The 21,475-nt window shown below is 39.7% G+C and carries 11 protein-coding genes; 9 read left to right on the top strand and 2 right to left on the bottom strand.

What is annotated here, in order from left to right; all coding sequences use genetic code 11:
• The first annotated feature begins 1 nt into the window (after position 1).
• A complete protein-coding gene (locus ACQY77_RS12040) occupies positions 2 to 1,513 on the top strand; it encodes a PSP1 domain-containing protein (protein WP_421941898.1) in 1,512 nt (503 codons plus the stop codon).
• Positions 1,482 to 1,970, top strand: a complete 489-nt coding sequence (locus tag ACQY77_RS12035) for a gliding motility lipoprotein GldH (protein ID WP_421941899.1) — start codon at positions 1,482 to 1,484, stop codon at positions 1,968 to 1,970. The genes ACQY77_RS12040 and ACQY77_RS12035 overlap by 32 nt, the downstream gene beginning before the upstream one ends.
• Positions 1,971 to 2,203: 233 nt before the next feature.
• Here the strand turns inward: ACQY77_RS12035 and ACQY77_RS12030 are convergent, their stop codons facing one another.
• Complete coding sequence (locus tag ACQY77_RS12030; RefSeq protein ID WP_421942383.1) at positions 2,204 to 3,502, bottom strand: UDP-N-acetylmuramoyl-tripeptide--D-alanyl-D-alanine ligase; 1,299 nt, start codon at positions 3,500 to 3,502, stop codon at positions 2,204 to 2,206.
• A gap of 85 nt (positions 3,503 to 3,587) precedes the next feature.
• On the opposite strand from ACQY77_RS12030, the gene ACQY77_RS12025 reads away from it, so the two are divergent.
• The 7 genes from ACQY77_RS12025 (at position 3,588) to ACQY77_RS11995 (ending at position 20,994) form a co-directional block, all read left to right on the top strand.
• On the top strand, positions 3,588 to 6,083 hold the full coding sequence (locus tag ACQY77_RS12025) for a M14 metallopeptidase family protein (RefSeq protein ID WP_421941900.1): 2,496 nt from the start codon (positions 3,588 to 3,590) through the stop codon (positions 6,081 to 6,083).
• 294 nt (positions 6,084 to 6,377) lie between these two features.
• Entirely contained in the window at positions 6,378 to 9,350 is a 2,973-nt protein-coding gene (locus ACQY77_RS12020; protein WP_421941901.1) for a SusC/RagA family TonB-linked outer membrane protein, read from the top strand.
• A gap of 11 nt (positions 9,351 to 9,361) precedes the next feature.
• A complete protein-coding gene (locus ACQY77_RS12015) occupies positions 9,362 to 10,774 on the top strand; it encodes a RagB/SusD family nutrient uptake outer membrane protein (protein WP_421941902.1) in 1,413 nt (470 codons plus the stop codon).
• A gap of 341 nt (positions 10,775 to 11,115) precedes the next feature.
• Positions 11,116 to 14,289, top strand: coding sequence for a SusC/RagA family TonB-linked outer membrane protein (locus tag ACQY77_RS12010; protein ID WP_421941903.1), 3,174 nt, complete (start codon positions 11,116 to 11,118; stop codon positions 14,287 to 14,289).
• Positions 14,290 to 14,315: 26 nt separating this feature from the next.
• Positions 14,316 to 15,821, top strand: coding sequence for a RagB/SusD family nutrient uptake outer membrane protein (locus ACQY77_RS12005; RefSeq protein WP_421941904.1), 1,506 nt, complete (start codon positions 14,316 to 14,318; stop codon positions 15,819 to 15,821).
• A 542-nt stretch (positions 15,822 to 16,363) separates the two neighbouring features.
• The gene (locus ACQY77_RS12000) at positions 16,364 to 19,513 is read left to right on the top strand and encodes a SusC/RagA family TonB-linked outer membrane protein (RefSeq protein ID WP_421941905.1); all 3,150 of its coding nucleotides are present in this window, start codon (positions 16,364 to 16,366) and stop codon (positions 19,511 to 19,513) included.
• Between the two features lie 11 nt (positions 19,514 to 19,524).
• Complete coding sequence (locus tag ACQY77_RS11995) at positions 19,525 to 20,994, top strand: RagB/SusD family nutrient uptake outer membrane protein (protein WP_421941906.1); 1,470 nt, start codon at positions 19,525 to 19,527, stop codon at positions 20,992 to 20,994.
• A gap of 73 nt (positions 20,995 to 21,067) precedes the next feature.
• On the opposite strand, the gene ACQY77_RS11990 is transcribed toward ACQY77_RS11995, so the two are convergent.
• A complete protein-coding gene (locus tag ACQY77_RS11990; protein ID WP_421941907.1) occupies positions 21,068 to 21,475 on the bottom strand; it encodes a DoxX family protein in 408 nt (135 codons plus the stop codon).

Below are 21,475 nucleotides of genomic sequence, written 5' to 3'. Positions count from 1 at the left end.
TATGGGATGTGGAAGTTGTTCTACGGGCGGTGGTTGCACCCCCAATGGATGCAAAAGTAATGGCTCATGCGGCACAGGCGGGTGTCAAACAATGGAAGTTCATGATTGGCTATCTAATTTAGATATGCCATCCAATTATAAACCTTTTCAGGTTACCGAAGTAAAATTCAAAGGCTCACGTAAAGAGTTTTTCTTAAATAGCGACAACATTTACCTTGAAATTGGCGAACTGGTAGCGGTAGAAGGTCCTACCGGCGGTTATGACGTTGGTCATGTGTCGTTAACAGGAGAGCTGGTTCGGATTCAGATGAAGCGCAGGAAAACAACCCTGGAGCAGGTAACCAAAAAAATATACCGTAAGGCAACAGAAGCTGATGTAGAAAAATGGAATGCAGCCAAGGGAATGGAATGGGAAACCATGCACAAAGCCCGTAAACTGGCATTAGACTTACGTTTATCGATGAAAATCAGCGATGTTGATTATCAGGCAGATAAAACCAAAGCAACTTTCTTTTACACAGCAGATGGACGTGTCGATTTCAGGGAGCTGATTAAGAAAATGGCAGAAAGTTTCCGGATTCGGATCGAAATGCGCCAGATTGGAATGCGCCAGGAAGCCGGCCGTTTAGGTGGAATTGGCTCTTGTGGGCGCGAGCTTTGCTGCTCAACCTGGCTAACCAACTTTAAAACGGTTTCAACTGCTGCGGCAAGATATCAGAACCTTTCTTTAAATACATTAAAACTGGCGGGTCAGTGTGGTAAGTTAAAATGCTGCTTAAATTACGAGCTCGATACTTACCTGGATGCATTGAAAGATATCCCGGATAGAATTGAAAATCTGGATACAGAAGCTGGATATGCACGCCACCAAAAAACCGATATTTTCAAAAAAATTATGTGGTTTAGTTACCCTAACGATGAAAACTGGATTCCGGTTTCGGCGGCAAGGGTTAAGGAAATCATGGCCTTAAATAAGCAAGGTAAAAAAGTTCCTAACCTAAAAGAGCAAGCGATACAGGTTGCTGCGCCAGTAGTGGTAGAAAAATCTTTTGATTATGAAAATGTGGTTGGACAAGATAGTTTAACGCGATTGGATGAGCGCTCGAGGAATAAAAACAAGAACAATCAGAAAAACAACCGCAATCAAAATAAAAAGGATAGAAATCCTAATGCGGATAAAAATGCTTCAAATCAGGCTAAACCGCAACAACAGCAGCCAAAAGGCCAGCAGCAGGGCGGACAAAAACCTCAGCCAAATCAACCTAAAAACCAGCAGCCTAACGCTAAAGGACAGCCGCAAAAGGGACAAAAGCCTCAGCAAAATCAGGCTAAGCCACAACAAGCTAAACCCCAGCAAGAGCAGGTTGCCAAAGTTCAGATAAAGGCTGAAGGTCAGGTTGTGGATGGAGCAAAAACCGAGCAAAATCGTAATCGCAATAGAAATAACCGCAGGAAGAATAATAACCGCAGAAACAATAACAATGGTTCGGAAAATAAACCTTCGGCTGAGTAAAAATACAGTCTACCTGCTTTTTTGTTTATGCCTGTGTTCAGTTGTTTTAGGCTGTTCGGCCGGAATTGTAGATAGCAATAATGAGATTCCAGAGCGTAAATGGACCTATAGAAATCACATTGTAACGACTTTTGAGGTTAAAGACAACCGCAAAGCCTACAACATTTATTTCAAATTGAGACATACCGCCGAATATAAATATGCTAATATCTTTATCCTGGCCCATTTTAAAGACGGTAAAAATAAAATAACGAAACGCTATCAATATAAGCTTGCAAAAAATGATGGCGAATGGCTGGGAAGTGGTTCTGGGAACGTTTTTAGCTATACCCTGCCCCTGTTAACCAATCACTATTTCCCTCATAATGGTAAATTCAGCGTTGAAATTGAACAGAATATGCGGGATAATCCTTTGATAGAGGTTAGTGATGTGGGGATATTGGTAGCGGAAAGGTAAGTGTCTAGTCCTCAGTCTTTAGTTCATAGTCTTGAGTCCAGTTCGGAGTAAGGAGCTTGGAGTAGGGAGTATTGGGAGGCTTAATCAGTCCTCAGTCATGAGTACCTAGTCTTGAGTATTGGTCTTATAGGCCACTCCACCGTCTTAATCAGTCATTAGTCAATAGTCATTAGTCAGGATTCTGCATATAACACAACTAACCACCTCACCCACTAACCACTTCACCGTTAATCCTAAAGGTATTGCAACAAACTTTCCAGTTTCATTCCTCTCGATCCTTTTAAAAGTACCAGGTTATCTTTAATGGTATGCTTTTGAAGGTAATCTGCTGCCTCTGCCGGAGTTTCAAAGAACAGGCCCTTAATCTGATCCCTTAAGGCATAAAAATGTTTGCCAATTAGGATAACCTGATCCAGCCCACTTGCTGCAGCCTGTTTAGCGATAATTTCATGCTGCTCTGCAGATTCTGGTCCGAGTTCGAACATATCGCCAAGGATAGCTGTTTTTTGAGGGGCAGATAAAACTGAAATATTATTTAACGCTGCAGTCATACTGCTTGGGTTGGCATTGTAAAAATCGCAAATCACTTTATTCGACGCGGTTTCAGCCAATTGTGAACGGTTATTTTTCGGTTCATAGTTCGCTAAACCTCTATTAATCTCATCCGGAGTCATGTCGAAAAAATCGCCAATACAAATCGCCGCCAATATATTTTCGAAATTATAGCTGCCGGTTAACTGCGTCTTTACACTCGAAGAATGTTCATGATTTGTCCATTCTACCGAAATTAATGGATCACTGCTTTTTAAACTTCCCTTAATGGTATTTCCATTTGCGGTGCCATAATAAACCAATTTATTCAGTCCTGCGGCTGCACTCATTTCCAGCAAATAAGGGTTGTCTCTGTTGATGAAAGTATAGCCATTATTCGCTTTTAGAAACGCATAAAGCTCTGCTTTACCTTTTTTTACGCCTTCAAAGCCTCCAAACCCATCGAGATGAGCCATGCCAACATTGGTTATAATACCATGTGTAGGTTGTGCGATGCTGCAAAGCAACTCGATTTCTTTTTGATGGTTTGCCCCCATTTCAATTACCGCAACCTCAATGCCTGGACGAATAGCTAAAATTGATAACGGAACACCAATATGATTATTCAGATTGCCAAAAGTGGCAAAAGTTTTAAAGCGTTCGGCTAAAACAGCGTTAATTAACTCCTTACTGGTTGTTTTGCCATTACTGCCTGTTAAACCGATTACCGGAATCTGCAGTTGCTGGCGGTGGTGTCTGGCTAAATCCTGTAAGGCCGCGAGTACATCTTTTACCAGGATGCATTTTGCTGAAACATATTGTTCTTCATCAATAATCGCATATGAAGCACCTTTTTCAATAGCCTGTTGTGCAAATTCATTAGCATTAAAAAGGTCTCCTTTTAAAGCGAAAAAAATGCAACCCGCAGTAATATTCCGCGTATCAGTAGATATAATAGGGTTTGCCAGGTAAAGTTGGTATAGATCTTCGGTAGAAATCATGTTCATGGTAAAAATTATGCTGTAAAATTAAGCTTTAGCAACAAGAAAAAACAAAATTACTACATTAGATAAAATTATTCTCCCTATGAAGAAACTGCTAACGTTCTGTGCTGCTATCCTGGCTTCGGTTTTAATATTAAATGCTCAAGTCAAATCGCCTGATGAATTTTTAGGTTATGCGCTTGGGTCACATTTTACACCACATCACCAGGTTGCAGGTTATTTTAGGCAAGCCGCAGCAGCAGCTCCAAAAAACATTAAATTAATTGAATATGGAAAAACCAATGAGGGAAGATCCTTAATGGTAGCTGTTGTTTCTTCTACGGAAAACATTTCCAGATTAGAACAAATCAGAACGAATAACCTTAAACTCGCTCAGGCAGATGGTAATAACATAGCATTGAATAAGCAACCAGCTATTGTTTGGTTGAGTTATAATGTTCATGGTAATGAGGCGAATTCTACCGAAACCGCCATGAAAATGCTTTACACCCTGGCTTCTGGTAACAACAGCCAAGCCAACGACTGGCTAAAAAACATTGTTGTGGTTATTGACCCCTGTTTGAATCCTGATGGCAGAGACCGGTATGTAAACTACTTTAATAGTGTAGTTGGAAAACATCCCAATTCGGACCCCGCATCGCGAGAGCATATAGAACCCTGGCCGGGAGGCAGACCAAACCATTATTATTTCGATTTGAACAGAGATTGGGCCTGGCAAACACAAATTGAAAGTCAGCAACGTTTAGCCTTATATAATGAGTGGATGCCACAAGTTCACGTAGATTTTCATGAACAGGGATACAATGAACCCTATTATTTTGCCCCGGCGGCAGAGCCGGTACATCAGGATGTTACACCTTGGCAAAGAAGTTTTCAGGTTGTGGTAGGTAAAAACAATGCGAGATATTTTGACGCAGAAGGCTGGCAATATTTTACCAAAGAACGTTTTGATTTACTTTATCCTTCTTACGGAGATACCTATCCCTTATATAACGGATCAATTGGTATGACCTATGAGCAGGGTGGGATTCGGGCAGGGTTATCGGTAGTAAATAATGATGGTGATACATTAACCTTGAAAGATCGCATTGCACACCATTTCACTACCGGAATGTCTACGATAGAGGTAAGTGCGCAAAATACCGAGAAATTGGTTACTGAATTTAAGAAGTATTTTCAGCAGGAAATGGCTAATCCCCCAGGGGCATTTAAAAGCTTCATCATTAAGCCTACTAATCTTTCCAGGCAAAAAAAACTTGCTGAACTGCTCACTAAAAATAAGATTGAATTTGCTTATGGGGGAGATAAATCTGGCCGGGGTTATGATTATGATACCCAGCGGGATGAGGGTTTTACAATCGGGCGAAATGATCTCATCGTAAACGTTCAGCAACCAAGGGCAGTTTTGGCAAACGTGTTATTTGAACCGCAAACTTTTGTATCAGACTCTAATACCTATGATATTACAGCATGGGCTTTACCCTATGTTTTTGGTTTGAAAGCTTACGCTTCTAAAGAAAATATCAAAGGGAAATTTTCCAGCCTTGAAGAGGTGAAACCCTTGAGCAGTACTGTGGATAAACCGCTGGCCTGGTTGTTCGACTGGGGCTCAAGTGAAGACGCCCAATTGTTAATTGCTTTGCAACAGGCGAATATTAAAGTGCGTCAGGCTAGTCAGGCTTTTACCGTTGCAGGGAAAGACTATCCACCGGGAACTTTAATCGTTTTAAGGGTTGAAAATGAGCGAATCAATAAAAATATCAAAGCAAAAGTAGCCGATATTGCTCAATCTCATGCAAAGCCCTTGCAAGCCATCTCGAGTGGATTTGTAGATAAAGGCAAAGATTTTGGTTCAGATGTCTACCCGCTGTTAAAGCAACCCAAAATTGCCATTGCCTCAGGGAATGAAGTATCTTCTCTTGCTTTCGGGGAAGTATGGTTTTATTTAGAACATGATCTAAAGCTTACCCCAACAATTATCGACGCCAAAAACATTAATAATTTAGATATCAACTCTATTAATACGCTTGTGCTTCCTGATGGTAGTTATGGCAATTTGTTTGGAGAGGGATTAGTGAACTGGATTAATAAAGGTGGAAGGTTGATATTGATGGAAGACGCCATAGAGGCTGCTTTGGAGAAAAAGGGTTTTGATATTAAAAAGAAAGAAATTGTAGTTAAAAAAGAAGCTAAACCAGAACCCAATAAACAACCTTTCAAAGATAGAGACAGGGACAACTTCGAGTACGCCATTCCAGGAGCCATTTATAAGATTAATTTAGATGCCACCCACCCTTTTGCCTACGGTTTAGGTAAAAGTTATTATACCTTAAAAACCGACCGGAAAATTTATGAACCATTTGCTAAAGGCTGGAATGTTGGACAGCTGAGTGAAAAAAGTTTAATGTCTGGGGTAGTTGGTAAAAAAGTAAGGGAAGAACTAAAATCTGGATTATTGATAGGTGTTCAGGATTTTGGTAAAGGCCAGGTAGTTTATATGGCAAATGATCCGCTGTTCAGGAACTTTTGGGAAGGCGGAAAGACTTTATTTGGAAATGTTGTTTTCTGCGGATATTAGGAACCAGAATCGGGAGAAAAGTCATCCTATTTTTGGCATAATTTTTTATGGCAAGCCATTTCAAAGCTTAAATTTTAATATTTTAAGCAATTGAGAGGCTATTACTCAAATTTTTAACGGCCTCATTTATTGCTATGTGGAAGAAAGTCAACAAATAAAATACTATAGATCTTTTCTAAATGTCAGGTAAAAGTCATTAAAATTAACCAGTTTGTTAAAATTTGTTAAATTGTTGACTATCTCTATTATATTTAGCGCTTTAAATAAAACAATTCATTTACTAACTTAAATTTCATGAAAAAACTTCTACAAAGTTTGTTCATACTTTTGTTTGTTGCATCTACCGCAATGGCTCAAGACAGAACAATTACTGGTACGGTGACGTCTTCTGATGACAAACTTCCGATGCCTGGAGTAAGCGTACGCGTAACTGGTACACAAATTGGAACCGTTACAGATGCTAATGGTAAATATTCCGTTAAAGTTCCTTCGGGTTCAAAAACACTAGAATTTTCTTTTATTGGTTACTTGGTTAAAACCCAGTCGTTAGCTGCTACTAACACTTTAAATGTAACATTAGAGTCTGATTCTAAAACATTATCTGATGTGGTTGTGATTGGTTATGGTCAACAAAGCAAGGCTTTAAGTACTCAAACCACTGCCACGGTAAAATCAGAGTCTTTTAAAAACATGCCGATTCAAACTCCTCAGCAAGCTTTACAAGGGCAGGCAGCAGGTGTTAATATGGTAAACTCATCTGGTGTTTTAGGTTCTGAGGCACAAATTACCATTCGTGGTGGTTCGTCAATTGCTGCCGGAGGTAGACCATTATATGTAGTAGATGGAGTTCCTTTAAACTCTGCTGGTGGTGAGTATACACAAACTCAGGGTGGTTCATCAGGTTTAAACCCTTTGATTAACATCAGTCCGAATGATATCGAGAGCATGACAGTTCTAAAAGATGCTTCTGCTGTTGCCATTTATGGATCACGTGGTGCGAACGGTGTAATCTTAATTACAACTAAAAAAGGAGCGGCTGGTAAAACCAGAATCTCTGCAGATTACCAAAATGGTTTCTCTTCTCCTACTTCTTTAGATGAGATGATGACTGCAGATCAGTTCCGTCAATTCAGAACAGATTATCTTAAAGCAAACAACACGGCAGTACCTGCTTATCCAACTACAAGTTTCAATTGGATTGATGCAATTGTACGTACAGGTAAATCAAATACAGTTAACGTAAATGCAACCGGTGGTGATGAGAAAACCCAATTCTATTTAGGGGGAACTTATTCAAACGAAAGTGGATATACCATCGGAAATAATTTGAAACGTTTATCAGGAAGATTAAATCTTAACCATAAGCTATCTGATAAGTTTACTGTTGGATTAAACTACAACCTTTCTCATGTAGATATGGATCGTATTGGTACTGAAAATAATACTTACGCGCCTATCACTGCAGGTTATTTGCAATTGCCTTATGTTACCCCTTACGGACCAGATGGTCAATTCCAAAACACTGGTTTTGTAGCTAACGTTATTGCCATTGCTGAAACCGGGATCAATAAAAATTATTCAGATAGAAGTACTGGAAATGCATTTTTAGAGTGGAAAATCTTACCTGGATTGAAATTCAAGACAGACTGGGGTATTGATAACTATGGTATTGATGAAAAATACAGAGAGACGGATTTATTAACTCCTGGAGGTTATGCGTATAGAACGCATTATACCGATAATAAATGGGTAAGTAGTAATACATTAAATTACGATAAGAGCTTTGGTAAACATACCATTGGTGCATTAGCAGGTTATAGTTTCGAAACCGCTACATTAACTAAAATGATGGTTGAAGGTTCTGGTTTTGTAAGTGATGATCTTCCAAACGTTGGTTCTGCCTCAACGCCTATTACTGCATCAGAAGAAGTATTTGATTGGGCACTTCAGTCATTATTCGGACGTTTTAACTATGATTTTGATAAAAAATATTTGTTTGAAGCATCATTAAGAAGAGATGGTTCTTCTAGATTTGGTCAAAACAAAAAATACGGTACATTTTATGCTTTATCTGGAGGATGGTTAATTTCTAACGAAGCCTTCTTTAACAAAGACAATAATATTGCTCAAAATGTTAAGTTAACGGCAAGTTATGGTACTGCAGGTAATGATAATATTGGTTTCTATCAATATTATGGAACCTTCTCTGCCGGATCGAACTATTTAGGTGAGGCTGGATTAACACCAAACGTGGTACCTAATCCTAACCTAAGCTGGGAAGAAACTGCACAGTTAGATATTGGTCTTTCTGCCAGGTTATTCAAAGCCATTGATGTTCAATTTAACTTCTACGATAAAAAGACTACTGGTTTATTGTTAAACGTTCCATTCCCTTACACTACTGGTTATGCATCTGCATCACAGAACGTGGGTAAAATGAGAAACCGTGGTTATGAGGTTTCGATCAATTCAGATAATATCGTTGGTCGTGATTTCTCTTGGAGAACTTCATTCAACATTGGTTTCAATAAAAATACAGTGTTAGAATTACCAGCCAATCCTGATGAAGACGGCCGTAATTTTGTTTCTGGTAGTACGCCTCAACGTGCAATTACCGGTTACTCTAAAAACTCTTTCTATTTAATTCGTTACAATGGAATTAATCCTCAAACAGGTAATGCAGAATGGTTGAAGAAAGATGGTTCAGTAACTACTTCACCACTTGCATCTGACCGTGTAATTGTAGGAAAAGGTGATCCTGATTTCTCAGGAGGTATCACCAACACTTTTACCTATAAAAACTTTGATTTATCGGCCTTCTTTAACTTCAGCTATGGTAACGATGTTTACTTAGATGGTTTACAGTTTGCAGATAACTTTGGTTCACCTTCATATAATAAAAGTGTTAAACTATTAAACTATTGGAAGCAGCCGGGAGACGACGCTTTTGCGCCAGCGCTGAACAGTCCAACCAGAACAACTTTCCAGCAGGTATCTACTAAACAATTATTGGATGGTTCATACATGCGTTTGAAAACGTTATCAGTTGGTTATACTTTCCCTAAAGAGTTTTTACAAAAATCAAAGCTTTTCTCTAGTGTAAGACTTTATTTCCAAGGTCAAAATATCTGGACCATTAAGGATAAAGACTTCAGAGGTGATCCTGAGATTTCTGCAAACGGTGCTTCTAACCAGGTTCTTGGACAGAGTTTCTTTGCTTTACCACAGGCAAAAACCTTTACTTTCGGTGTAAATATTGGCCTTTAAAAATTGAAAAGATGAAATTAAAATATTATATCATAACCTCAGCCCTGGTATTATCTTTATTTGGGTGTAAGAAAGAATTGGAGAAATTACCACAACAAGATCTATCCGATCAACTTGTTTTTAATTCTCCGGCAACCGCTTTGGGTGCTTTAAGAGGCGTATACAGCACGGCTCAAACCTTTGATTTTTATGGAAGTTTGCCTCAGGTAATGGGCGACTACATGGGGAACAATGTTGATTTTGTGGGTACTTTCCCAACTTTGCAAGAGCTTAACACTTTCTCTAGCGTGTCTACCAATTCCAATGTTCAAACCATGTGGCAAGTTCATTATCAGGTGATCACGCGTGCAAATACCATTATTGCAAAGATCAATGATGTACAAGGTTTATCAGCGGGAGAAAAATCACAATACACTGGTGAAGCGAAATTTTTACGTGCACTGGCTTATTTTCAATTGGCTAATTTCTTTGCTCAGCCTTATCAGGTAAGTTCAGGAACCAATCTTGCTGTTCCTTTGGTATTAGACTATTTTGATGGAACTATTAAGTATCCATCTAGAAATACCTTAAACCAGGTTCACGCACAAATTGTTCAGGATTTAAATGATGCTGCTGGAGCATTACCTCCATCGTATACGGATGCGGCTGAAACCCGTGGTCGTGCAACGAAGGGAGCTGCTTATGCACTTTTATCAAGATTGTATTTATACAGAGAAGAGTGGGCTAAAGCAGAAAGCGCTGCAAGAAGCACTTTGGCACAAGGTATTTATGATACTGCTCCAAACTATGCTTTCTATAGCGGAAACACAACTGAAGATGTGTTTACCATCCAAAACAGTGCTATTGATAATGGCAGAACAGGTTCTGGTGGTTGGGCTTCATACTACAATCCGGCAGCTTTAGCTGGTCGTGGTGATGCACCTTTCTCACAAGACTTGATCAATGCTTATAATACTGAGCCAACAGATAAACGTTTTGCACTTAAAATTTCTGGAACTGCAGCAGATGGCTTACCTCACTTTTTTACTTCTAAGTTCCCTGATGCGGTAAACAACTCTGATAACTCTCCGGTTATCCGTACAACAGAGGTATATTTAAACCTCGCAGAAGCTTTGGCACGTCAAAATACAACGCCTAATGCAGAAGCCGTTACTATTTTAAATACACGTCTTAGAAACAGAGCTGGCTTATTGCCAAAAGCTGTAGCTACACAACAAGCACTTATTGATGCCTTGTTGATCGAAAGACGTAAAGAATTGGCTTTCGAAGGTCACAGCAGAATGGATTTGCTTCGTAACAGACAACCATTAAGAACTGGAAATGCAGCAGCTGCATTTGGTGCACCTAAAACCATTTTACCAATTCCTCAAAGAGAAATTGATAATAACCCAGGTTTGCAAGGACAACAAAATCAAGGTTACTAGTAACCCGATTACTATAAAGAAAAGCTGTATCATTTTACATGGTACAGCTTTTCTTATTTACAATAAGGTTAAACATATTATTTCCATTGTGTATTTGGAATGATACACTGTGCGAAATACGCACGCTATAAGCGTTTATTTTATTCAACAGTGAAGATTTAAGCGCTAAATGTCGTTTTCTCAACTAAAAAGGTCGTTTTAGCTAAACATACAATTTCCTTATTATAAATAAGTTGTCTAATTAATAAGCAAAAAAAAATGTTTCTGTAAAATTTGCATTACAGAATACTTTCTTTATATTAGCACATTAAATAATTATCAATCAAACTAACTTAAATTTCATGAAAAAACTTTTACAAAGTTTGTTCGTGTTACTGTTCGTTGCATTTAATGCGATGGCACAAGACCGAACAATTAGTGGAACAGTAACATCTACGGAAGATAACATCCCTCTTCCGGGTGTAAGTGTTAAGGCCGTAGGGTCACAGGCGGTAGCAGTGACGGGCGGAGACGGAAGATATTCACTTAGAATCAGTTCTTCTGTAACAGCGATCCAATTCTCTTACATTGGATTTGTAACCAAAACAATCAACGTAACCTCATCTAACACCTTAAACGTTGGCCTGGCTTCAGATTCTAAAAGCTTAGGTGACGTAGTGGTAGTAGCTTATGGTACGCAGAAAAAAGAATCTATTACCGGTTCTGTATCCAGCATCAGCTCTAAAGATTTAGAGAAAAGAACCGTTACCAACTTAACAGCAGCATTACAAGGATCTGCTCCAGGTATTTCAGTAGGTGCATCTAACGGGCAACCAGGAGCAAGTTCAGCTATCCGTATTCGTGGTTTTGGTTCATTGTCATCATCAAATAGTCCGCTAATTGTGTTAGATGGCGCCGTTTATGATGGTAGTGTAGGTGATATTAACCAAAACGACATTGAAAGTATTTCTGTATTAAAAGATGCATCATCTTCTGCATTATACGGTGCAAGGGGTGCGAATGGTGTAATCATCGTTACCACTAAAAAAGGTAAAGGTGGCGATCCAACCATCAACGTTAACTTTAGCCAGGGTTGGTCTACAAGGGGAATTCCGGAATATGATCGTTTGGATGCTTATCAATACTATCCAGCGGTTTGGCAAGGCATCAAAAACAACTTTATGTACACTGCTACAACCAAATTAACTGATGCCGCTGCTTCTGCAAGGGCAAGTGCAGATGTGGCAACCAATTTAGTTTACAACCCTTTTAATGTACCGGCAAACCAGTTAGTAGGTTTAGATGGTACACTTAATCCGAATGCGTCATTGTTATATGATGATTTCGATTGGTATGGCGGAATGGAAAGAACAGGCAAAAGAACTGATGCCAATATCAGTACTGCCGGAAGTACAGAAAAATCAGACTACCTTATCTCTCTAGGATACTTGAACGATCAGGGTTTCATTTTAAAATCAGATTTTCGTCGTTTCAATGCGCGCGTTAATGTGAACACCAAATTAAAACCGTGGTTAAAAGCAGGCTTGAACTTATCAGGCACCATGTCTGATGCAAGCATTGCTTCTGATGCTTCAACTGGAAATGGAGCTAGTTTTGTAAACGCGTTCAGCTTTGCCAGGGGTATTGGTCCAATTTATCCGGTTCATGCCTATGATGCAGCAGGGAATCCAATCATGAACAATTTAACTGGCGAGCAGTGGTATGATTACGGAATTCATCCAGGTGCAATTAACCGTCCTTCTGGGGCGTCGCCAGGTCGTCATGTAATTTATGAGACGATGCTTAACGATAATGCCTATAGAAGAAGCTTAATCAGTGCCAGATCTTTTGTTGAAGTAAAATTCCTAAAGGACTTTACTTTTACGCCAAACATCAGCATGGATTTGAGAAACAATTCGGCCGATACGTTCTGGAACCCATTAGTGGGTGACGGTGCAGGTACCAATGGTTATAAATTCCAAAGTACAAACACCATCAGGTCTTATACTTTTAACCAATTGCTTACTTATAACAAAACGATTGGTTTGCATACCTTCTCGGCATTGGTTGGTCATGAAAACTACAGCTATAATTACCGTACTTTCTCTGCAGACAGAAATAACCTTGTAGCACGTGGGAACACTGAGTTCCCTAACTTCGTAACAGCAGTAGGTTCTTCAGGTAGGGCAGATAACGACCGTATAGAGTCTTATTTATCAAAATTCTCTTATAATTACAATGACAAGTATTTTGTAGATGCCTCGTTAAGACGCGATGGTTCATCTAGATTCTCTCCCGACAGCAGATGGGGAACTTTCTTCTCTGTGGGTGGATCATGGGCCATTAAAAAAGAAGATTTCCTTAAAGAAGCCAACTGGCTTGACGATTTGAGACTTAAAGTTTCTTACGGCCAGGTAGGTAATAATGCGCTACTTGAAAGCGATGGTAGTTCGAGATACTATGGTGACAGGGCTTTCTTTGATTTGGGTCTGAACTCTAACGTTGAGGGCGGTGTACTTTTAGCATCTGTAGCAACGCCAGAATTAAGCTGGGAAAAGCAAAATACGCTTAACGCAGGTATCACCTTCTCTTTGTTCGGCAGAAGATTATATGGAGAGTTGGAGTTTTTCAACAAGAAAGTTGATGATTTGATCTTCAGTATCCCTCAGCCATTGTCAGCAGCCGTGACTTCCATCGTAAGAAACACTGGTTCAATGTATAATAGAGGTGTCGAGTTACAGTTAGGCGCAGACATTTTAAGAACACAAGATTTCAACTGGAACATTGTAACCAACTGGAGTGTATTTAAAAACAGAATTACAGCCTTGCCTGCAGAAACGCCACAAATCATTAGTGGAACAAAAAGAAGAGAAGTAGGTCATAGCATTTATGATTATTGGTTGAGACAATATGCTGGTGTAGATCCAACTGATGGTGCTGCTTTATATATACCTGCCGATGGAACTGCTGCAGCCAATATCAGAACGGTTAATGGTGTACAGTATGTAACTACTCAGGCAAATGCGAAATTTGATTATTCAGGATCTGCTATTCCAGACTTAATTGGTTCGGTAAACAATACTTTCAGTTATAAAAATTGGTCGTTATCGTTCTTAATCAACTATCAAATTGGTGGTAAAGCTTACGATAGCGTTTATCAGGGCTTAATGAGTACTGCTTCTTACGGTAGTGCCCTTCATCAAGACATCTTAAACTCCTGGACACCAAGCAACACCGGTGCTACCATTCCGAGAGCAGATTACGGTAACTCTGTGAATATTAACGCCACCTCGTCAAGATGGTTAGTGGATGCTTCTTACTGGAACATCCGTAACGTTAACTTAAGCTATGCGTTACCACAAACTTTCTTAGGAAAAATTGATGTAAAAAATGCCAGGGTTTTCGTAACCGCAGAGAACCTTTACCTGCATTCGAAAAGAAAAGGTTTGAATCCAAGTGAATCGTTTGATGGTGTAAATGCTAACACCTATCCTCAGGGACGTGCTGTTAGTGTTGGTATAAACTTATCATTATAGTATTTAAAATTAGTGAAGAAAGAGATATGAAAAAGATTTTAATATTTGCAGTACTTACGGCAGTGTTAATCGCGCCGGGCTGTAAAAAGGACTATCTTCAAACGCAACCAACCAATCAGGTAGCTTTAGAAGAGGTGTTTAGCAATACAACAAATGCTACAGCAGTTCTAAACGGTATTTATGCTTACATGTTCACCAGAACGACAACCACTACCTCAAACGCACAGGGTAAGCCAGGTGTTGGCGGGATTTTGTTGGGGATCGATTTTATGGGCGAGGATTTACACCAGGCAGCAGCTACCTGGTTTACATCTACAGGTGAGGGCAACTACCAGGCTGCCCGTAACGATACACATGCAAGTAACATTTACTACTGGCGTACGTTTTACCGTATGATCAACAATGCAAATTATTTATTAGAGTACATTGATGCGGCATCAGGACCTGACGCGGATAAAAACAGAATTAAAGCTGAGGCGTATACAATCAGGGCTTATGCGTACTCATATCTGGTGCAATTTTACGCAACCAGGTATATAGCCGGCGCGCCAAATAATCAGTTAGGCGTTCCGTTGGTATTAAAGGTTGCTGATGTGGCTATGCCACGTGTTAGTGTAGAACAAGTGTACACTCAAATTATCTCTGATTTGGATAAGGCAATTGCTTTAAATCTGACTTCTAAGCTTAACAAAACTCACGCTGATGTTTGGGTGGCCAAAGGTTTAAGAGCGAGAGTAGCTTTAACCATGCAGGATTATCCAAATGCTATCAAATATGCGAAGGAAGTAATTGATGGTGGCAGGTATCCATTAATGAGCCAGGCAGATTACCAAAGTGGTTTCAATAATAACAACTTATCTGAGTTTATGTGGTGTGCCATGCCTACTACAGAACAAGGTGATACGTTCGGATCATTCTATGCACAAATTGCTTATAACGCCAATACCACTTACATGAGGGGTACGCCGAAGATGATCAATAAGGCATTATATGACCAGATCGGAACCAATGATGTTAGAAAGAAAATGTGGGAGCCTTCACCAACTGCTGCTAACTTCCCGCTTCCTACAACTGCTTTTACCAGAAGAGCTTACATGAGCAGAAAATTCTCTGTTAAAACGGTTGGAGATCCTTCTTTAGGAGATACGCCTTGGATGAGAAGTGCAGAAATGCATTTAATCTTAGCTGAAGCCTATGCAAGAAGTGGTCAGACTGCGTTAGCTCAGGCAGCCTTGTTTGCTTTGGTTTCTAAAAGAGATCTAACTGCTGTACAAAGTACCAAAACGGGTACAGCCCTAGTTGATGAAATTATGGTTAACCGGAGGGTTGAGCTTTGGGGTGAAGGTTTCAGGTATTTAGATCTGAAACGCCTAAATTTACCGTTAGATAGGACAATTGCTAACGTTCCTAACTATGTGTCTACTTCAGTCGCTGAAGTTACCACAATCCCTGCTGGTGATCCAAGATTCTTATTCTTGATTCCAAGGGATGAACTGAATGCAAATCCAAACATTGGGCCTCAAAATCCATAGTATTTGATATTAAATACCTTAAAAGGGCGGTTATTGTAAAATAACCGCCCTTTTATTTTTCTTAGCGTTTCTTTCGCCAATCATCTGAAAGAGCAAAAGATCGATGCTATTTGATCTGGCTTCAATTTTCAGGTTCTCAGTTGCTTAGGTGCTAATTAAAGTTGTGTAAAATTTGCATTACAATAAGTAAATGTTTACATTGTATATTATTAACTAAACAGCTTTATTCAATGAAAGAACGTAACCCAATATTACCGTTTCCGGTATTGTATTGCAGATAGTTTTATTGTATCTGTATTATTTTAAAAAAAATACATTCATTTTATCATGAATTAATGTCGTTTTATCTTGGAAACAGATAAAGACTGGTATTTTTATGCCTAATTTTTATTGTTTTTTTATGAGATTTTAATATTTGGCTTTAATTTTTAATTTTTTATCATGAGAAAAAGGTAAATAATTATTTTATATCAAATATTTAGTCGTTTTACCTGTTTTTTATTATCTTCAAAATATTATTAACCTAACTAAACTTAATTTTTATGAAAAAACTTCTACAAAGTTTGTTCATATTGCTGTTTATTGCCTCGTCGGCAATGGCGCAAGATCGAACAATCTCAGGAACAGTTACGGGTAAGGAAGACGGGCTCCCGCTTCCAGGAGTAAGTGTAAGAATCAAAGGCGCAGCTGGCGGAACCACAACAGGTGCAGACGGACGGTTCTCTTTAAAGGTAAGCAGCAATGCCACAGCATTAGAATTTAGTTACATTGGTTTTCTACCCCAAACCAAAAGCATTGCAGGCTCAAATGTTATTAATGTGGCCTTAGAAAGTGATGCCAGAACATTAACCGATGTGGTTGTAACCGGCTATACCACCCAGTCTAAACGGGATGTTACCGGATCAATCGCCAGCGTTAGTGGCGAAAAACTGAAAAATGTACCCGTTCAGAGTTTTGAACAGGCATTAGCTGGTAAGGCTGCTGGTGTTAACATTATTCAACCCAATGGCGTATTAAACAATCCACCGGTATTTAGGGTGCGCGGTTTTAATTCCATTTCCTTAAGCTCCTACCCTTTAATTATTGTTGATGGTATTCCGGTGTTCACAGATAACCAATCCAGCAACAGTGCGGCTAATAATGCCTTAGGAGACATTAATCCTGCCGATATTGAATCTATCGATATCTTAAAAGATGCCGCATCTTCGGCCATCTACGGTTCTAGGGCTGCCAATGGGGTGGTTGTAATTACCACCAAGAAAGGTAAGCAGGGCTCAACCAAGATTAATTATGAAGCCTGGGTAGGTTCTACTAAAGCACAGAACTTAACCCCGCTTTTAAATGCAGCAGAATATGTGTTGATCAAAAATGAATCAAGAACCAATATTGGTCAGGCACCAGCATTCTTTTTGCAAACCAAGTCTGATGGTTCACAGGTAGAAACCAACTGGTACGATTATGCCTATAGAACAGCAACCTCGCAAAACCATGCTCTAAATTTCTCAGGTGCCAACGAGAAAACCTCGTATTATGTATCCCTGGGCTATAGTAATCAGGAAGGTTTTATTATCGGAAACTCCTTTGAGCGAAAAAATGGCCGTGTAAATTTAGATCACAAGCTATTTAAAAATGTAACCATTGGTACAAATTTCTCTTATACCAATACCTTAAACAAAGCACCTAATACAGGTTCTTTACCAGGACAAACCTTTTCTACAGTAGGTTTAGGTCGTTTGGCGATCGTGCTTCCTCCAAACGTTTCTCCTTACAATGAAGATGGCTCCTATAACATGAATGCTTCTGGTGCGATAGGTTTGGGCGCAAATACAATTGCTTCAAACTATCCGAATGCGGCAGTTTTGATTAATGAAGATACAAACACCTCTGAAAGTGATCGTATTATCGCCAATGTATACGCATCTATTCAACTTTTAAAGGGCTTAACATTTAAAACCACCTACGGTTTAGATAATTTAAAAATCGATAACAACTCTTTTGTTAACCGCTTACAGGGCGATGGTTTTGGATATGGCGGTGGTGCAACCAGCAATTTCGCTAAAAATAACAGGTGGAACTGGTCTAATACCTTAAACTACAACAATACCTTTGGCAGCCATACTTTAGGTGCGTTTATCGGTGCAGAAGATCAGTATACCAACTCAACCGGATATGGAGCAACCAGACAAGGGGTTATTGATCCATTTATCGAAGTATACCAGGGTGCATTTGGTACCATTACACCTGCGGGGCTGGTACAGGGTGATAATGCTTTTCGTTCGTATTTTGGTAGTATCAATTATGATTATAAGAAGAAATACTACCTTACCGGATCCTTCCGTCGTGATGGTTACTCGGGTTTATCTGCGGGCAATAAGTACGGTAACTTTGGTGGAGCTTCAGCTGGCTGGGCCATTTCTGAAGAGAATTTCTATAAAGAATCTGGCATCAGTAAAGTGTTAACCCGTATTAAATTACATGGTAGCTATGGCGAGGTAGGTAACATCAACATTGGTAATTATCCTGCATTGTTCTTGTATAACCCGGGATTGTATGGCAGCTCTCCTGCACTTTCATTCTCTCAGGCGGGTAATCCCGATCTGAAATGGGAAACCAGTAAAAAAGCTGATGTGGGTATTAATTTCGAGTTCTTAAGCGGCCGCTTCTCGCTGGATGTAGATTATTATCATAATAACATAGATAACCTGGTTCAAAACGCACCACAAGCACCATCAAAAGGTGTTCCTAACAATGCCATTGTAACCAACGTTGGTAAAATGTACAATAAAGGTTTTGAGTTTACCTTAAACTCGAGAAACTTTGATACCGATAATTTTAGCTGGACAACCAGTTTAACCTTCAGTACACTCAAAAACGAAGTAACTGCCTTAGGGAACAACAATGCAGATGTTTTTGGTGCAACCTCTTTAGAAACAGCTAACATTACCCGTGTAGGCTACCCTATCGGTTCTATTTATACTGTTCCAACTGCAGGTGTAGATCCTGCAACGGGAGAAAGAATTTTCATCAACAGGTTTGGCGATAAATTAAGGTTCAGCTTTCAACGGGCAACTGCAGCGCGCTATCAGTATTTAGAAGGGCCAAATGCCGGACAAAATGCGCCTGCAATTGATGCTGCTTTAGATGCAACAATCACTGGCCAGTCTATTCCGAAATGGTTTGGTGGTTTAGATAACAATTTCCGCTATAAAGCTTTTGATTTAACCTTAGGATTAACCTTCTCTGGTGGTAATAAAGTTTATTACGGCTCATTGGCCGGATTGCGCGATCAACGTTTCTGGAACAATGAGGCAGCCGTATTAAACCGCTGGACTACCCCTGGTCAGGTTACTGATATTCCACGTTTGGTTTATGGCGATAATACCTCAAACGGATCTGCTTTTGCACAATCTCAAAATGTATTCTCCGGTAATTTCTTAAAGGTTCGTAACCTCGCAATAGGCTACACCCTGCCAAAACCATTTTTAAGCAAATACGGATTATCAAGTATCAGAGTATATGCGCAATCAAGCAACCTTTGGATCATATCAGACTATCCGGGACCAGATCCTGAGGTATCAGTAAATGCAAACTCTACCACTACAGGTAACAGTGGTAACCTTGCTCCAGGTGTAGATAGAAACTCTGTGCCATCTGGCAGAACATTTACTTTTGGTATTAATGTTGGATTTTAAAAATAGAGATCATGAAAATTAGACTAAATCAAAATATAAAATATCTTTTTCTTGCTGTACCCCTTTTGTTTGCTACATCATGTAAAAAAGATTTCTTAAATACTGCTCCCGATACCTCTTTACCCATCGAAGATGCATTTTCTACGCCTGATCGAATTTTATCGCAGGTAAATGGTATTTATGCAGGTGTAAAAAGCGGCCAGTTTTATGGCGGGAGGTACCTGATTTACAATGACATCCGCGGAGAAGATTTTATTGTAAACAAGCCTAACGGGGTTACCGGTTTAGATACCTGGAGGTTCAACGTAACATCAGGCACAAATGAAGTGGTTAATTTATGGGGTAACATTTATACCGCCGTAAATAGAGCTAACCTAGTGATAGAAGGGGTAAATGCCAATGCTTCGTTGCTTACCCCGGCATTAGCCAAGCAGTATGTAGCAGAAGCTAAATTTTTACGGGCTTTTTGTTATTATGGTTTATTGCAGCTGTATGCTAAACCTTATATTACCGATAATGGTGCAAGTTTAGGCGTGCCGTTAAGATTAAAAGGTGAAAAAGATTTAACAGGCAACGATTTGAAACGCAGCACTGTAGCAGAGGTTTATGCGCAGATTTTGAAAGATTTGAATGAAGCAGAGCCTGATTTGGCTTTAACGCTAACGGCAACCCGTGCTTCCAGAAATACGGCTATCGCCTTCAAAACCCGAGTATACTTATCCATGAACAATTTGCTTGCAGTGGTAACTGAGGCCAATAAAATTGTAACGGCAACCGCACCATTCTCTGCAACTACCGGAGCACCATTAAAATTGGAAGCCAGTATTGCCAATGTTTTCGGTGGAGCTTATACAGGTAATGCTACCGCAACAGAAGTAGCTTTAACCTTTCCTATGGCCGATTTAGATGCACCGGGTACACAAAACCAATTGGCTTATTACTATAATGTATCTACCAATGGTGCAGGAGGAAACGAAGAGTATTTCTTAAATCCAACAGGTATATTCGCTAATGCAGCATTTGCAGCAGCTTCTACAGATGCCAGAAAAGGTTTAACTACCGTGTCAGGATCAAACACCTACCTAACCAAGTTTAAAAAGCCATCTCCGTACACGGATTATGTTCCGGTAATCAGATATGCAGAAGTGTTGTTAAACCTGGCAGAAGCTACAGTAGTAACTGATCCGGTAAGGTCTATTGCCTTACTTAATGCAGTAAGACAAAGGTCGAACCCAGGCTACGTATTCCCTGCAGCAGATTTGTTGCCAGCCAACCTGAAAAACACCATTCTTGCCGAAAGAAGAATTGAGCTTTTGGGAGAAGGATTCAGGTCACCGGATATTATGCGTTTGGGATTAGGTTTCCCAGCCAAAAGCGGTACTCAGGGAACGGCACCAGCCATACCTTTCAATACTGCAGGTTATATCTGGCCAATCTCTTCAACCGAAATTCAGAACAATAAGTTAATCGTTCAGAATTAATGCTATATGTAGGAATAAAGCAAAAAAGGTCGCGACGAAAGTTGCGACCTTTTTTAATGAAAAGCATTTGATGTTATTTCTTATCTACACTGTATTTCCCCGGGCCGATAAAAATCAAACTGAAAAATACAATGCCCAATTCTATGGCATGACTGGCGCCCTGTAAACCATCACCTTTGCCAAAATGAACCAGTGATGCAATAATCATGGTAAATACCAGCAACATACAGGCCGGGCGATAAAAAAGCCCTACAATTAATAAAAAGCCGCCAAAAGTTTCAGTAGCAGCACCCATAAAGCCCCAAAATACAGGCAAAAAGTCAATCCCGATTACTTTCATACTGCCGCCAAGGCCGGTCCAGCCTTCAGGGCCTCCTGCCAGTTTCGGGAAACCATGGATGATGAACATCACACCTATTCCCAGGCGTAAAAGTAATAAACCGGTGTTGCGATACTTGCCTAAATTGTCAAAAATAGCCAT

Source organism: Pedobacter sp., assembly GCF_965279535.1.
Taxonomy (GTDB): domain Bacteria; phylum Bacteroidota; class Bacteroidia; order Sphingobacteriales; family Sphingobacteriaceae; genus Pedobacter.
This window is presented reverse-complemented; position numbering and strand designations above follow the sequence as displayed.

Coding starts and splice junctions, on each gene's coding strand:
- ACQY77_RS12040 (WP_421941898.1), top strand. CDS start 2: ATGGGATGTGGAAGTTGTTCTACGGGCGGTGGTTGCACCCCCAATGGA.
- ACQY77_RS11995 (WP_421941906.1), top strand. CDS start 19,525: ATGAAAATTAGACTAAATCAAAATATAAAATATCTTTTTCTTGCTGTA.
- ACQY77_RS12000 (WP_421941905.1), top strand. CDS start 16,364: ATGAAAAAACTTCTACAAAGTTTGTTCATATTGCTGTTTATTGCCTCG.
- ACQY77_RS12020 (WP_421941901.1), top strand. CDS start 6,378: ATGAAAAAACTTCTACAAAGTTTGTTCATACTTTTGTTTGTTGCATCT.
- ACQY77_RS12025 (WP_421941900.1), top strand. CDS start 3,588: ATGAAGAAACTGCTAACGTTCTGTGCTGCTATCCTGGCTTCGGTTTTA.
- ACQY77_RS12005 (WP_421941904.1), top strand. CDS start 14,316: ATGAAAAAGATTTTAATATTTGCAGTACTTACGGCAGTGTTAATCGCG.
- ACQY77_RS12030 (WP_421942383.1), bottom strand. CDS start 3,502: ATGATTTCTACCGAAGATCTATACCAACTTTACCTGGCAAACCCTATT.
- ACQY77_RS12035 (WP_421941899.1), top strand. CDS start 1,482: ATGGTTCGGAAAATAAACCTTCGGCTGAGTAAAAATACAGTCTACCTG.
- ACQY77_RS12010 (WP_421941903.1), top strand. CDS start 11,116: ATGAAAAAACTTTTACAAAGTTTGTTCGTGTTACTGTTCGTTGCATTT.
- ACQY77_RS11990 (WP_421941907.1), bottom strand. CDS start 21,475: ATGGCTATTTTTGACAATTTAGGCAAGTATCGCAACACCGGTTTATTA.
- ACQY77_RS12015 (WP_421941902.1), top strand. CDS start 9,362: ATGAAATTAAAATATTATATCATAACCTCAGCCCTGGTATTATCTTTA.